Origin of the sequence: Shewanella polaris (genome assembly GCF_006385555.1) — a bacterium.
GTDB lineage: Bacteria > Pseudomonadota > Gammaproteobacteria > Enterobacterales > Shewanellaceae > Shewanella > Shewanella polaris.
In genome coordinates, this window is the sequence record NZ_CP041036.1 from 3437369 (window position 1) to 3452502 (window position 15134).

A 15134-nucleotide genomic window follows, 5' to 3' on the forward strand; every position below is an offset into this window, starting at 1 on the left:
ACATCATTATCTATATAGTAGGGTTGCGCGGTATTCTACCCTGCAACGATAATGATTTACAGTAGAAACAACATGAAATTCACTGTGTTCTTAATACAAAACGATTCATGTTTAAGCGACAAATCAATCTAATTAAGCAGCTTGTTTAAGCTTAAAAACACCCAAAATTAAATCATACAATTGCTTGTTGAGTTCAGCTCATAATGCAGTAGAATTATCTTCATCTTTGTTGACAATTAGACAGTATCATTATGGCTCAATTTGTATACAGCATGCTTAGAGTGGGTAAGATTGTCCCGCCTAAAAAGCAAATATTAAAAGACATTTCTCTAAGTTTCTTTCCCGGCGCAAAAATTGGTGTACTCGGATTAAACGGTTCAGGTAAATCAACTCTACTGCGCATTATGGCGGGTATCGATACCGAAATAGAAGGTGAAGCAAGGCCGATGCCCGGTCTAAAAATTGGTTATTTACCGCAAGAACCTCGCTTAAACGAACAACAAACCGTTCGCGAAGCTGTTGAAGAGGCATTAAGCGAAGCCAAAAATGCATTAATACGCTTAGATGAAGTTTATACTGCTTATGCAGAGCCAGATGCAGACTTCGATGCCCTAGCTAAAGAGCAAGGCGAATTAGAAGCTATTATTCAATCTCAAGATGCCCATAACCTTGATCATATTCTTGAACGAGCGGCAAACGCATTACGTCTACCAGATTGGGATGAAAAAATTGCAGTGCTCTCAGGTGGTGAACGTCGCCGTGTAGCCATTTGTCGCCTGTTACTTGAAAAACCAGAGATGCTGTTACTTGACGAACCAACCAACCATTTGGATGCTGAATCAGTGGCATGGTTAGAGCACTTCTTACAAGAATATAACGGTACCGTAGTGGCCATTACCCATGACCGCTACTTCTTAGATAATGCCGCAGGTTGGATTTTAGAACTCGACCGTGGTGAAGGTATTCCATGGGAAGGTAACTACTCTTCATGGCTTGAGCAAAAAAATGCCCGTTTACAGCAAGAATCTTCAACTGAAAGTGCTCGTCAAAAAACCATTGCAAAAGAATTAGAATGGGTGCGCCAAGGTGCTAAAGGTCGTCAGTCTAAAGGCAAGGCCCGTATGGCTCGCTTTGAAGAATTGAACACTAACGATTATCAAAAGCGTAACGAAACCAATGAATTGTTTATTCCACCAGGACCTCGCTTAGGCGACAAAGTTATTGAAGTGACTAATTTAACCAAGTCATATGGTGACCGCGTTCTGATTGATGATTTGACATTCACGGTTCCTAAGGGGGCTATCGTCGGCATTATTGGTGCTAATGGTGCAGGTAAATCAACCTTATTCAAAATGATCTCAGGCGAAGAACAACCAGACAGTGGCTCTATTTCTGTCGGTGATTCGGTTCAAATTGCGTCAGTTGATCAGTTCCGTGACTCAATGAATGATAAAAATACCGTGTGGCAAGAGATTTCTGGCGGCCAAGATATTATGCGCATCAACAACACTGAAATTTCTAGCCGTGCTTACGTAGGCCGCTTTAACTTCCGTGGTGGCGATCAGCAAAAAATAATTGGTTCATTATCGGGTGGTGAGCGTAACCGAGTCCACTTAGCCAAATTATTACAAGCCGGTGGCAACGTATTATTACTCGACGAACCAACCAATGATCTAGATGTAGAAACACTGCGTGCACTAGAAGAAGCGTTATTAGAGTTTCCTGGTTGTGCAATGGTTATTTCCCATGACCGTTGGTTCCTAGACCGTATTGCGACTCACATTCTTGATTACCGTGACGAAGGTAAAGTGAGTTTCTATGAAGGAAACTATACTGAATATTCTAACTGGCTAAAAGAGACTTTAGGAACAGATATAATGGAACCGCATAGGTTAAAATATAAGCGTTTAAATAAGTAATTATTATAAAACCAAATATATTATAGAATAAAGCGGAGCCTCAGTGCTCCGCTTTATTATTTAACCGTATTTGAGAGGTTATAATTAATACTGTTCAATTGAGATAGTAACTCAAAAATTTGTGAATTTATTGTGAGCAATGCACGACAATCTGTTTGTAAAGCTAAAATAACTTCAGTATTATAAAATATTAACGGATTATGTTACTCTTTGCTGATTATGCTCAGCGTATTACAGAGTGTTGATGGTTCCAGCTTGTAGAGAAATTTAATGGAGATACCAGTGTGATATACGGTTCAATTAGCCTTGCTTTATTGTGCTTATACGCAAGCAACTCATTTGCGGCACTCGAAATTATTACCACGTCAGAAAAGCTGGCTCTTCCGACATCCGAAGTCATTACTACGTCAGAAAAACCGACTATTCCGGCCCTTGAAGCCATTGCCACGTCAGAAGAACCAGTTATTCCGGCTCTTGAAGTCATTACCGCGTTAGAAAAGCAAACTTTCGATACAATTGAACAACAATATAATATTGATACTCTGCTAATCACGGTGAACGACAGATTTTCACAGCTCAATAAAAAAGCTTACGACATAGAAGGTCTGAAAAAATCAATTATTTCAGAGCAACAACGTTATGATGAGCTTATTGCCGAATTACCTAAAATTATTCGTGCAAAATCGAATATTGCCGAAACATATAAGCAAATAGAAGCGTCTATTTATTCTGTCGATAAATTAACTCAAGAAGCAGAAGATGATATTAAACGTCTTCAAACTGAAAAAGTAGAAATCTTAGCTGAATATGAAGCCATAAATAAAAAGCGTGCCGATAAAAGTCAACAATTATTTAAACTCAAAACAGAAATAACTAACCGTTTACTTGCTGATTTATCAAAACCAGACAGTACATTCCCAGTGAATATAAATGGCGCAACTGAATGTTCAAAATATCAATCGATTGCTGATTGTTTGAAAGAATCTAAAAGTAGCATTTTATCGAATACTCGTAATGAATCTCCATTTTTAAATGAAAAAAGTGTTTTATTATCATACGAAGTTCTTGACGCCAACATGAACATGAAAGGTGACTTACATTATAAAGTTGCAATGCAATTTAAGCCTTCTTATAACAATAAAATCGATGCTAGGTTGAATGAAGAACTAGGCCTAAAATCAGCGATGGTGACATTAAACAGTGACGTACCAGCAGATTGGTACATAAATGGTGTAAAAATTGGCACCGGTAAAAAACTATCCCATGAGATTCCACTCGGTAAACACGGTATTTTAGCTTCTTATCAAAATCAAGATAAATCCAGTGTAGAAACAATTGAAGCGAGTGGGGTTTTTAATTACAACTTTAATCACTTGATACCGACTAAAACTAGTAAAGCAGTCACAACAGAAGCCCCAAAAGTCGAACAAAACACAACAACACAACAACCGACAGCTCAAAAAACGAAAACAAAATATTCACTATTTTCAGACCAAGCCAGTTTTGAATTAAATGATGAAGATGTTAACAAGTCATCACCAAACAAAAGTATTGGTTATTTTATGGGGTTAACCCCTGTGAATAAAAAACAGACTATTGAAATTACGAACGAACCTATCGAAAAATAAAAGTTAAAATAGTCCCATCAGCTTTAACTCACTAATAATTCAGCTGAAATATAAATAAAAGCCATATCAAATGATATGGCTTTTATTTCCCCATTCCTTATGATTAATGGGGAAATAGAAATGCGACTTGTTACAAAAATATCAAAAGCTTTACATTACTTTACTCTTTACTCAAAAGAAAAAAATTACAATAACCAACTATTACTGACAAGCTACTCGTTAGCCAAATGCCGCCGCGTTACACTCCCCTTAAATGAATGTTTATAGAGATATGACTCAAATGATGAATAAACTTGGCCAATGTTTTTTCTTAACAACCATATTTTTTTTGGGCTTCATTGTCTTTTTACCTAATGCCAGTGCCGCACAAAAATCTCCTCGGGCAGAAAAAGTCGTGCCTGTCATCACTGCAACCATTGAACAACATGACCTATCACAATCAATTACCTTGATAGGAAAACTTGCTGCTACTCATGCGGTAATGATAGCGCCACAAGTAGCAGGTAAAATAGACAACATAGAAGTCACATCCAACCAACATGTCAGTAAAGGACAAGTATTACTAACCCTAGATAACCGCAAAGCAAAAGCCAGTGTGACCGAAGCTCAAGCTTACTATAAGGATGAGGTTCGTAAGCTTAATGAATTTAACAAGCTGATTCACGTTAACGCCATCACTCAAACAGAAATAGAAGCTCAAAAAGCGAATGTCGATATCGCTTTCGCACGACTCGAATCAGCTAAAACCGACTTGGATTACCACACATTAACGGCACCATTTCCCGGTAATACAGGTTTTATTAATTTCAGTCGTGGGAAAATGGTTAGTATCAATGAATCACTGTTATCACTTGATGACTTATCCGTATTACAGCTCGACCTACAAGTTCCTGAGCATTATCTTTCACTACTAAGTACTGGGATGTCGGTAAGCGCTACAAGCAGAGCGTGGAATAAAGTCATTTTTACAGGCAAGATTATCGCGATTGATCCTCGCGTCAATTCAGCAACTCTCAATCTCAATATTCGTAGTCAGTTTGATAATAAAAAAGGTCAATTAAAGCCTGGCATGATGATGTCAGCAACACTAGTATTTCCTAGTGTGTCATCTCCTATTGTCCCAGTACAAGCGCTTGAATATTCAGGCACCAGACGTTATGTCTACGTGATAAATCAAGACAATATCGCCACACGCACCCAAGTAATGTTAGGCGCGCGAATTAAAGATCAGGTATTAATAGAATCTGGTATCAATATAGGCGATCACATTGTTGTACAAGGACTAGTGAACATGCGTGACGGTGTGAAAGTGAAAGACTTAGCCACTCAGTCTACAACAAGCCCTGTTAAACAGGAGCGCGAATAATGTGGTTAAGTGATACGGCCGTTAAGCGCCCTGTTGTTGCAATTGTACTGAGTTTATTACTGTGTGTGTTTGGCTTAGTGTCATTTTCTAAACTGTCAGTTAGAGAAATGCCCGATGTACAAAACCCTGTAGTGACCGTTATGACCACCTATAGCGGTGCATCGGCCACTATCATGGAAAGTAAAATAACCAAGACTCTCGAAGATGAGTTGACCGGGATCAGCGGTATAGATGAGATCACATCAGTCACTCGAAATGGCATGTCACGTATTTCAGTCGAATTTGAACTTGGTTGGGACTTAACCGAAGGCGTGAGTGACATACGAGATGCCGTGGCCAAAGCGCAACGCCGCTTACCTGACGAAGCTGATGATCCCATTGTATCTAAAGATAATGGTACTGGTGAACCATCGATTTACGTCAACTTAAGCTCTGAAAATATGGACCGTACTCAGCTCACTGATTACGCCCAACGAGTATTAGAAGATAGATTCAGTTTAATTACTGGTGTTAGCTCGGTTAATATTTCAGGTGGCTTATACAAAGTCATGTACGTGCAGCTAAAGCCACAATTAATGGCAGGTAGAAATGTGACTACCAGCGATATAATTAATGCATTAAATACAGAAAACCTTGAAACACCCGGAGGTGAAGTCCGTAATGACACCACTGTAATGTCAGTCAGAACAAAACGGTTATATTACAGCCCAGAAGATTTTAATTACTTAGTTGTCCACACCGCAAACGATGGCACCCCGATTTACCTTAAAGATGTCGCCAGTGTGTTTATCGGTGCAGAAAACGAAAATTCGACCTTTAAAAGTAATGGCATTGTCAATTTAAGCCTAGGAATAGTGCCGCAATCAGATGCCAACCCATTAGACATTTCGATGCAAGTACAACAAGAAGTCGATAAAGTGCAGAGTTTTCTGCCTGAAGGGACACAATTAGTTGTCGACTATGATGCCAATGTGTTTATTGCTCGCTCCATTAATGAGGTTTACAACACCTTGTTCATAACTGGTGTGCTGGTTGTGTTGGTGCTGTACATTTTCATCGGTCAAGTGCGAGCGACACTCATACCAGCCGTTACCGTTCCAGTATCATTAATAGCCTCTTTTATGGCAGCTTACAGTTTAGGTTACTCCATTAACTTATTAACCTTAATGGCACTCATTTTGGCTATTGGACTGGTGGTTGATGACGCCATCGTTGTGGTGGAAAATATTTTTCATCATATTGAGCAAGGCGAACAACCACTTCTAGCGGCTTATAAAGGGACCCGTGAGGTTGGTTTTGCGGTTATGTCCACTACGTTAGTGTTAATTATGGTGTTTTTACCCATCTCATTTATGGATGGCATGGTGGGTTTATTGTTTACAGAATTCTCCGTGATGCTGGCAATGTCGGTACTTTTTTCATCACTTATCGCACTGACACTTACCCCAGTAATGTGCAGTAAGCTATTAAAAGCCAATGTGAAAAAAAATCGCTTTAATCTTGCTATAGATAATGGTTTTAATAGATTAGAACAACGCTATCGTGGCATGGTCAAATGGGCACTTCGTTGGCGAATAGCGGCACCAATTATTATCATCGCCTGTATCGGTGGTAGTTACTTATTAATGCAACAAGTCCCTTCACAGCTCTCACCGCAAGAAGATCGTGGAGTTTTGTTTGCGTTTATTAAAGGTGCCGAAGGCACCAGTTATAATCGCATGGTCGCCAATATGGACATTGTTGAAAATCGATTAATGCCACTATTAGGCCAGGGAGTAGTGAAATCATTTAGTGTTGAAGCCCCTGCATTTGGTGGCAGAGCGGGTGATCAAACCGGATTTGCCATTATCCAACTTGAAGATTGGCAAGATCGTGATACAGATATTAAACAAGCTTTAGCATTAATCAGTCAAACGTTAAAGGATATTCCTGATGTAATGGTTCGTCCGATGCTACCTGGATTTAGAGGTCAATCAAGTGAACCAGTTCAATTTGTATTGGGGGGCTCCGACTATTCCGAGTTATTTAAATGGGCCCAAGTACTACAACAAGAAGCCGATGCGAGCCCTATGCTTGACGGTGCTGATTTAGATTACGCAGAAACAACCCCAGAACTTGTCGTTACGGTCGACAAACAAAGGGCTGCAGAGTTAGGAATTAGCGTCTCAGAAATAGCGACAACCTTAGAAATAATGTTGGGAGGGCGCAGCGAAACAACCTTTGTTGAACGTGGTGAAGAATATGATGTATACCTACGCGGTGATGAAAACAGCTTTAATAGCGTCACTGACCTCAGTAAGATTTATTTTAGAAGCAGCAAAGGCGAATTAATCACCCTCGACACCGTCACTAAGGTTGAAGAAGTTGCCTCACCGCAGCGGCTAAGCCATACCAACAAACAAAAATCGATTACCATTAAAGCAAATTTAGGTGAAGGTTATACACTAGGGGAAGCACTCGACTTTTTAGAGAATCGCGCAATTACATTACTGCCAAACGATATTTCAATTGCCTACACTGGTGAGTCAAAAGATTTTAAAGAAAACCAAACCGGTGTGCTCATTGTGTTTGCTTTAGCATTACTGATTGCTTACCTAGTATTAGCAGCTCAATTTGAAAGCTTTATCAATCCGGCAGTGGTGATGTTTACTGTTCCGATGGGTATTTTTGGTGGTTTTATTGGCTTAGTACTCATGCATCAAGGGATGAATATCTATAGTCAAATTGGCATGATAATGTTAATTGGTATGGTCACCAAGAATGGTATTTTAATTGTCGAATTTGCCAATCAATTACGTGACCGCGGTTTATCACTCGACAACGCTATTATAGATGCTTCAGCGCGCCGTTTACGGCCAATATTAATGACCGCATTCACCACTCTAATTGGTGCAATACCCCTGATTATGTCATCCGGAGCTGGCAGTGAAAGCCGCATTGCGGTTGGAACTGTGATATTCTTCGGCATGGCATTTGCAACCATAGTCACCCTATTAGTGATCCCAGCAATGTACCGACTCATCTCTTCGTCAACTCACTCTCCAGGGTTTATTGAAGCACAACTTAATGACGCCATTGCCGCCCAACAAGCGCAATAGCCTTAATTTTCTCAGGTTTAATAATGACAACGCTTGCAGTATTCGTAGATGTGCAAAATATTTATTACACCTGTAAACAAGGTTTTGGGCGTTCATTTAATTACCGTGCCTTGTATAAACGTTTATCTGCTCAAGGTAATATCAGCCACGCTATTGCCTACGCAATAGCCCCGGCTGATGACGGACAGGTAAAGTTTCAAGATGCACTAAAGCATATTGGCTTTACCGTGAAAACTAAGCCCTATATTCAACGTAGTGATGGCTCTGCAAAAGGTGATTGGGATGTTGGGATTACCATCGACATGCTTGAGATAGCGCCTGCTGTTGACGAAGTAATTTTACTGTCTGGAGATGGCGATTTCGATTTATTACTAAAAAAAATCAATCAAACAACGACATGCTACACCCATGTAATTAGTGTTGAGCGCCTTACTGCAAAGTCATTAACCGACCAATGTCAGCAATTTACTGCCATTGATAGCACGTTATTAATTTAATCATTTGCGCAATCGCTTTTCAGATTTCGTCGATGGCAGTACTTATTCTAATAATACTAAACTTCAATTAAACTTTTTAAACATTAAATTGAAGACTTACATTATGAGTAACTCAGAGAAACGTTGCAAAGAACCAATGAATAAATTTAAGATCACTGCATTAGGGTTACCAATATTGTAATAATAAATTTTTTACGAAATCAATTTATAGCCTTAGACTATTGATTATCATAATTATTATCCAAATATTTACCCGACTGAGTAAATACCACTTGGGTAGTAAAGATGGTAGTATTCACTCAATGTTATTAAAATATTTAATAAAGGATGATATGTCGTTAATAGGTTACCTCAGCACCTTGGTTGATCATATTTCAACCTATAAAGTACGCAGAATATCTGCACAGGTTACTTTACTTGCATTGGTGATCTTTTGCGTGATCTTCACACCAAAAACAACATTAGCCGAGCCATTAAAAATCACTTTGGCAGCTGAAGATGGCTGGCCACCTTTTGCCAACGAATTTGGCAGCGGTATTTCCCACAATCTAATCAATCAAGCCTTCAAGCAAGTTGATGTAGACGTTTCTACTATTATAGTGCCTTATACTCGCGGACTCATAATGACCGAGCGAGGATCTGTTGATGGCGTCTTTAATGTCACTCGGGAGGAAAGTACCATAGATCGCTTTGTGTTTGGTAATGAGCCTCTTTTTACCGTAACCGCATCTTTTTTCTTTGCTAAAGAACATCCAACAATGGCCAATAATAAATGGCTGCTCCCAAGCAGAAGTATTATCGGGATTGTGAATGGTTATGAATACGGTGACGAATTCAACACACTGGTAGAACAACGAAAATTGCAAGTCATTACGGTTAACAGTCAACGTCAGCTGATCAATTTATTATTAGTCGGCCGAATTGATACCGCGATTATGTTCGATCTTGTGGCAGATGTTTACATTCAACAGATGGGAGTTGAAGACGATATAACGGCTAAATTCATTAACCATAAAAGTGAAATTTTTGTCGCGTTCTCTAAACTAAATCCGCAAGCGGAGCGTCTTAGCAAGTTATTAGACGAAGGGCTATTAACATTACAAAAGCAGGGTAAATATCATCAACTGCTTCAGCCTGAAAATGATTAACCACAATATAATAAGGTCATAGCGATATGAGCCATTCTCCTGCAGAGCCTAAATACAGTCCAATCTACTCTTTTGCTGTACAAATTTATTATGAAGATACTGATTTTTCTGGTGTAGTTTATCATCCAAATTTTTTAAAGTATTTTGAACGTGCGCGGGAGCATGTCATTGGCGCAGAGGTACTCAGCAAGCTTTGGCAGCAACAACAATTGGGTTTTGCTGTCTATCGCAGCGATATGTTATGTCACGATGGCGTTGAGTTTGCTGATATTATTGATGTGCGTACGCAATTTTATTTTGAGAGTAAATACCGCACAGTATGGAAACAGGAAATATGGCGGCCAAATGCTAAAAAGCCTGCTGTAACAGCAACAATTGAAATGGTTTGCATGAATCAAAAACGCCAGTTAGCACCTATGCCTGCAACATTAATCAGCCAGTTGTCAGTAGGATTTTAATCATTAACTCTCTACTTATAAAATTGCATTCAGTTTATAAGGCTCCTTATGATTCATTAGATATCGGATAGTTAAGTTGCGGGTAACTATGTTCAAATTCGCTTACGGTGAATGGCTTTGCAAAGTAATCACCTTGAATAGTATCGACTCCAAAACCCGTTAACACTTCTAATACTGATTTTGATTCAACGCCTTCAACCGTCACTTTAAAACCCAAATTTTTAGCCAGTTCTATACTGGTCTTCACAATGTGTTTGGCAGCAGCAGAGGTTTCAAATTCATTTAAAAAGGCTTTATCAATCTTAACTTCATCTACTGGGAGATAACGTAAATATGCCAACGATGAATGTCCTGTACCAAAATCATCAATAGCAAGTTTAACCCCAATATCACGCAATTGATTTAAAATAACAATGGTATTTTCGACAGATGACATTAAAGCACTTTCGGTGATTTCAATAGTAATCGATTCGGCAGGAACTAGGTATTGGGATAATTTAGTGGCAACATCGACAGCTAAATTGGGATTATCTAAATCAGTAGATGACAAGTTTAGGGCCACATTAATATAAATACCCATATTGCGCCATTTAGCTTGTTGAGCGATGACCTTATCAAGCACCCAAGAGCTTAACATTTCGATCATACCAGTTTGTTCCGCGAGTGGAATAAACTCACTAGGTGAAATTAATCCTAAGCCTTCATGTTGCCAACGAATCAAAGCTTCAACCTGTTTACATTGACCACTTTTTATATCCAACTTAGGCTGAAATACCATAAACAGTTGGTTTTGCTTTAAACCTTTAGGTAAGCCATTGATAATTAATAATTCTCGATACTGTGCTTTATCGTCATCTTGATCATAAAAAGCTATCTGCTGTTTTAATGTTTTGGCCTTTTTCAGTGCTAAATCTAATCGGCGCAACATTAAACTGACATCGGCATGGTGCTCGTTTAACGACAAGACACCAAGCTGCACTTTGATGCTAATTGGCTGTTGTTCTATTTCAAACAGGGTTTGTAAATCATTTTTTATCGCAAACAATTGCTCACTAGTCAATGGTTTATGAAAAAACAACAGAAACTCATTACCGTTCATCCTTGCGATAAATTGAGCTTTACAGCTGATATTAGTGATTTTTTTAGCAAACGCTTTTAGAAGTTTATCGCCAAATACAAAACCAAATAAATCATTTACAAAACGAAATTGTCGAATATCTATCAACACTAACATGCCTTCTGAAATAGGCATTATTGACAGAATTCTGCGTTTAAAACCAACGCGATTAGCCAATCCCGTTAATTTATCTCGTTCACTGCTTAAATAATTTGATTGATGTAAATTGTTGAGGACGTTAGTAAGTGGTTTTAATAATGTTGAAGGGGAGTCGATTAAAAATGAATCTTGATTTAATAATTGTAATTCAAGTGAATGAGTCAATTGCCGAATAAATCGATATTGACGCCAATAAAAATACCCGACAATGCACAGCATAACCGTAAGTATAAATAATATTATTATCAGTAAATAATTCATAATGTTCTAATCTTATGCTTTCTTTATACGTTAAATTAGCATTATATTTGGATATTATATTGTATTGGCTCAATGACTTAAATTGGTAACAATAAATCCAATACGACTATTCGTAACTCTGTTTAATTGAATGATACATTTCAATAAACTCATCACTAGCAAGATCTTCTGGGGTCACGGGTAAGCCTCGCTCAGCAAAAACACCTAATCTTTCTTCTAACTCTTCACCCGCACGTAACTCTCCGGTATAAAATGCAGCTGAACGAATAAAATCTAGATAAGTCACTTTTTCAGGCATGTAATGTAAATCAGCCCAGCGCTCCACCACTTCCATCACTTCAGGTGCAAAATCCCATGTTTTCAATATTGCACGACCAATAGGCCCCTGCATTTTACGCACTAAACTGCGTAAATCGTCAATTCGACTAAATAGCTCTGGCTGAACTTCGGCCTCGGTTAATACTGGTAATGCGCCAATATTATGCACCAAACCAGCAAGAGTTAAGGTATCACGGTCTAATTTTTTATTTGGATGGCGCTTGTTATACATTTCAAGCATCGCACAAGATGAAGCCGTCACCTCAATAGAGGTATTCCATACTTCATCCATTACCTCCCACACCATTTCATTGGTTGAGATAAATAATTGCTCCATTGCCACAGATGTTGTAATAGATTTAATTTGCACTAAACCAATACGACTAACCGCAGCGTTTATACTCTCAGCTTTTTTCCCTGCAGAGTATAAAGCGCTATTTGCTACTCTAATAATACGAGCTGAAATAGCTGCATCTTGACCAATGATCTCAGCGACTTGTTTAAGACTTGAATCTTTACGGGACACAACTTCTTGAACACGCATAGCCACTTCTGGTAATGTTGGTAGAACTAAAGCGTCATCTTTAAGCTTTCTTAATAGTCCGACCAAGAGTTGATGTTCCGTGGACATGGAGTCTCCATAAATAAATAATTACTAATATTAAGATTATATACCCAAACTGAAAACGTTTGCGATTACTGAGCTAACTAGAATTCAATTAATTATAACTTTCAGTTTTGATTTATCGGTAAAAAAGATTCTTCAATACTCTAAAAACACAACCAACCTCACAAATACCAAGGCTATATTTGTCCCAGCTAATATCCTTAAGTAAGCTTCGGCCCTTGAATCATACCATGTTCAACTAGGTCGAGAAAAACCATGTTTAAACCTGAATTATTATCCCCCGCTGGTACACTTAAAAATATGCGTTACGCCTTTGCTTATGGCGCCGATGCTGTTTATGCTGGCCAACCTCGTTACAGTTTACGAGTTCGAAATAATGATTTCAAAATGGAAAATCTTGCTTCTGGTATTGAAGAAGCTCATGCCCTAGGTAAAAAATTATATGTCGTCAGCAATATTGCACCACACAATGCCAAGCTAAAAACGTATATTAAAGACATGGAACCTGTGATCGCGATGAAACCCGATGCGGTAATCATGTCAGATCCAGGGTTAATTATGATGGTGCGCGAAACGTTTCCAGAGCAAGTGGTTCACTTATCAGTTCAAGCTAATGCCATTAATTGGGCATCCGTCAAATTCTGGCAGCAACAAGGTATTAAACGGGTCATTTTATCTCGTGAATTATCATTAGATGAAATTGAAGAGATCCGTCAACGTTGTCCAGATATTGAACTTGAAGTATTTGTTCATGGTGCATTATGCATGGCATATTCTGGCCGTTGTTTATTGTCTGGTTACATGAATAAACGCGATCCCAATCAAGGCACTTGTACCAATGCGTGCCGTTGGAAATATGATGTGCATCAAGCACAGCAAACCGATTCTGGCGATATCATCCCTGTAGCACCAACTGTGCAGCTGGAAAACCCAACATTAGGCTCTGGACAACCCAGTAACGACATAGTTCTGTTACAAGAAGCAGGTCGTCCTGGCGAGTATATGCCCGCTTTTGAAGATGAACACGGCACCTATATTATGAATTCAAAGGATTTGCGAGCCATTCAACATGTGGATCGCTTGACCAGAATGGGCGTTGATTCATTAAAAATTGAAGGTCGTACTAAGTCTTTTTACTATGTTGCGCGCACAGCACAATTGTATCGTCAGGCAATAGAAGATGCAGCCGCAGGAAAAGACTTTGATCGTACTTTAATGAATAACCTTGAAGGTTTAGCCCATCGTGGTTATACCGAAGGTTTTTTACGCCGTCATGTTCATGATGAATATCAAAACTATCAATATGGTCATTCGGTTAGCGACAGTCAGCAGTTTGTGGGTGAGTTTACCGGCAAACGTAACGAGCAAGGGTTGGCAGAAATTGATGTGAAAAATAAATTCTCTGTTGGTGACAGTGTAGAAGTGATGACAACCGAAGGTAATTTTGTTATCACTATTGAATCATTAGTGAATCGTAAAAATGAGCAAATCGATGCTGCACTGGGTTCGGGTCATTTTGTATTTATGACCATTCCACATAATATCAATGTCGATAAAGCCATGCTAATGCGTAATTTACCTGAGGGAATGGACACTCGAAACCCTCATCAACCTGCTTAACTTAAGGTTTTTATGGCATTAATTATTGACGATAGCTGTATTAATTGTGATATGTGCGAACCCGAATGTCCTAATGAGGCCATTACTATGGGTGAAGAAGTGTATGAAATTGATCCCGCATTATGCACCGAATGTGTTGGCCATTATGACAAACCGACATGTGTGTCTGTGTGTCCGATTGACTGTATCGATCCAGATCCCAAACACGTCGAGTCGCAAGACGAGTTATTAATAAAATATAAAGTACTCACAGGTAAAGGCTAGATACTTAAGAGGCTCAACAATTTATCTATAATTTGATAATAATAAACGCAAAAAAACAGCGCGAATAACGCCGTTTATTATTATCGCCAATGTTAATCCTTGGCTTGTAATGCGTGCAGTAATTTTGCCATTTGTTCTATTCCCACTTGAGCTGGTTTAGGTAAATTATCTAACTCAATAGACATTAATAGGTTTTTTACTTCTAAACCTAATTCAGTATCCCCTTCAATACGTAATTTACGTTGAAAAAACAGTGTATCGGGATCTTCCTTGCCCGCTGCAACTAAAATTAACTCAGGCACATTGGCACTTAATGTCACATCCGGCTGAGTTAATCCTCGCACTCGTAATTCTTGTTCAATACCCACCTCAAAGTGTAAACCAATATCATCAATACAGATCCCTACCCACTTTTGTTTGAGGAAATGGAGTTCATCTGACTTTAATTGTTCTGTTAACACTAAATTCAATAGCTTATTGAGCGCGATCATTTTTAACTTATCTGGCATCAAATTAAGCGAACGACGACCCACCTTAGGCGCAATATGTAATAAGTGTTGTGAAAATTGGTGTGTAAACGCTTGAGCCATTGTAAATACCTGCCGACAAAAATAACTATTAATTAAGATAGTCTACTGGCAATTTATCTAACT

General features: G+C 38.7%; 12 protein-coding genes. 9 read left to right on the forward strand and 3 right to left on the reverse strand.

What is annotated here, in order from left to right:
* Positions 1-251 precede the first annotated feature (251 nt).
* From ettA to FH971_RS14950, 7 genes are all read left to right on the forward strand, one after another.
* Positions 252-1919: an energy-dependent translational throttle protein EttA gene (gene ettA / locus FH971_RS14920; RefSeq protein WP_140234854.1), complete on the forward strand. Its 1668-nt coding sequence runs from the start codon at positions 252-254 to the stop codon at positions 1917-1919.
* Between the two features lie 284 nt (positions 1920-2203).
* Positions 2204-3547, forward strand: a complete 1344-nt coding sequence (locus tag FH971_RS14925) for a hypothetical protein (protein WP_240778326.1) — start codon at positions 2204-2206, stop codon at positions 3545-3547.
* 280 nt (positions 3548-3827) lie between these two features.
* Complete coding sequence (locus FH971_RS14930; RefSeq protein WP_140234855.1) at positions 3828-4913, forward strand: efflux RND transporter periplasmic adaptor subunit; 1086 nt, start codon at positions 3828-3830, stop codon at positions 4911-4913.
* A complete protein-coding gene (locus FH971_RS14935; RefSeq protein ID WP_140234856.1) occupies positions 4913-8011 on the forward strand; it encodes a multidrug efflux RND transporter permease subunit in 3099 nt (1032 codons plus the stop codon). The genes FH971_RS14930 and FH971_RS14935 overlap by 1 nt, the downstream gene beginning before the upstream one ends.
* 23 nt (positions 8012-8034) lie before the next feature.
* Positions 8035-8508, forward strand: a complete 474-nt coding sequence (locus FH971_RS14940; protein ID WP_140234857.1) for a LabA-like NYN domain-containing protein — start codon at positions 8035-8037, stop codon at positions 8506-8508.
* A gap of 332 nt (positions 8509-8840) precedes the next feature.
* Positions 8841-9656 (forward strand): substrate-binding periplasmic protein, encoded by an 816-nt coding sequence (locus FH971_RS14945; RefSeq protein ID WP_140234858.1) that lies wholly within the window; start codon positions 8841-8843, stop codon positions 9654-9656.
* Positions 9657-9682: 26 nt separating this feature from the next.
* A complete protein-coding gene (locus FH971_RS14950; protein ID WP_140234859.1) occupies positions 9683-10114 on the forward strand; it encodes a thioesterase family protein in 432 nt (143 codons plus the stop codon).
* A 46-nt stretch (positions 10115-10160) separates the two neighbouring features.
* Here the strand turns inward: FH971_RS14950 and FH971_RS14955 are convergent, their stop codons facing one another.
* Entirely contained in the window at positions 10161-11651 is a 1491-nt protein-coding gene (locus FH971_RS14955; RefSeq protein ID WP_140234860.1) for a putative bifunctional diguanylate cyclase/phosphodiesterase, read from the reverse strand.
* Between the two features lie 106 nt (positions 11652-11757).
* Positions 11758-12600, reverse strand: a complete 843-nt coding sequence (locus tag FH971_RS14960; RefSeq protein WP_140234861.1) for an HDOD domain-containing protein — start codon at positions 12598-12600, stop codon at positions 11758-11760.
* Between the two features lie 252 nt (positions 12601-12852).
* On the opposite strand from FH971_RS14960, the gene trhP reads away from it, so the two are divergent.
* Both trhP and FH971_RS14970 read left to right on the forward strand, forming a co-directional pair.
* Positions 12853-14217, forward strand: a complete 1365-nt coding sequence (trhP, locus tag FH971_RS14965; RefSeq protein ID WP_140234862.1) for a prephenate-dependent tRNA uridine(34) hydroxylase TrhP — start codon at positions 12853-12855, stop codon at positions 14215-14217.
* 12 nt (positions 14218-14229) lie between these two features.
* Positions 14230-14481: a YfhL family 4Fe-4S dicluster ferredoxin gene (locus tag FH971_RS14970; RefSeq protein ID WP_137226299.1), complete on the forward strand. Its 252-nt coding sequence runs from the start codon at positions 14230-14232 to the stop codon at positions 14479-14481.
* Between the two features lie 92 nt (positions 14482-14573).
* Here the strand turns inward: FH971_RS14970 and ubiT are convergent, their stop codons facing one another.
* Complete coding sequence (ubiT, locus tag FH971_RS14975; protein WP_140234863.1) at positions 14574-15071, reverse strand: ubiquinone anaerobic biosynthesis accessory factor UbiT; 498 nt, start codon at positions 15069-15071, stop codon at positions 14574-14576.
* Between the last annotated feature and the right edge of the window lie 63 nt (positions 15072-15134).

What these genes read in the sequence shown, in the direction of transcription:
- ettA (WP_140234854.1), top strand. Translation starts at nt 252, where the DNA reads ATGGCTCAATTTGTATACAGCATGCTTAGAGTGGGTAAGATTGTCCCG.
- FH971_RS14930 (WP_140234855.1), top strand. Translation starts at nt 3,828, where the DNA reads ATGATGAATAAACTTGGCCAATGTTTTTTCTTAACAACCATATTTTTT.
- FH971_RS14935 (WP_140234856.1), top strand. Translation starts at nt 4,913, where the DNA reads ATGTGGTTAAGTGATACGGCCGTTAAGCGCCCTGTTGTTGCAATTGTA.
- FH971_RS14940 (WP_140234857.1), top strand. Translation starts at nt 8,035, where the DNA reads ATGACAACGCTTGCAGTATTCGTAGATGTGCAAAATATTTATTACACC.
- FH971_RS14945 (WP_140234858.1), top strand. Translation starts at nt 8,841, where the DNA reads ATGTCGTTAATAGGTTACCTCAGCACCTTGGTTGATCATATTTCAACC.
- FH971_RS14950 (WP_140234859.1), top strand. Translation starts at nt 9,683, where the DNA reads ATGAGCCATTCTCCTGCAGAGCCTAAATACAGTCCAATCTACTCTTTT.
- FH971_RS14955 (WP_140234860.1), bottom strand. Translation starts at nt 11,651, where the DNA reads ATGAATTATTTACTGATAATAATATTATTTATACTTACGGTTATGCTG.
- FH971_RS14960 (WP_140234861.1), bottom strand. Translation starts at nt 12,600, where the DNA reads ATGTCCACGGAACATCAACTCTTGGTCGGACTATTAAGAAAGCTTAAA.
- trhP (WP_140234862.1), top strand. Translation starts at nt 12,853, where the DNA reads ATGTTTAAACCTGAATTATTATCCCCCGCTGGTACACTTAAAAATATG.
- FH971_RS14970 (WP_137226299.1), top strand. Translation starts at nt 14,230, where the DNA reads ATGGCATTAATTATTGACGATAGCTGTATTAATTGTGATATGTGCGAA.
- ubiT (WP_140234863.1), bottom strand. Translation starts at nt 15,071, where the DNA reads ATGGCTCAAGCGTTTACACACCAATTTTCACAACACTTATTACATATT.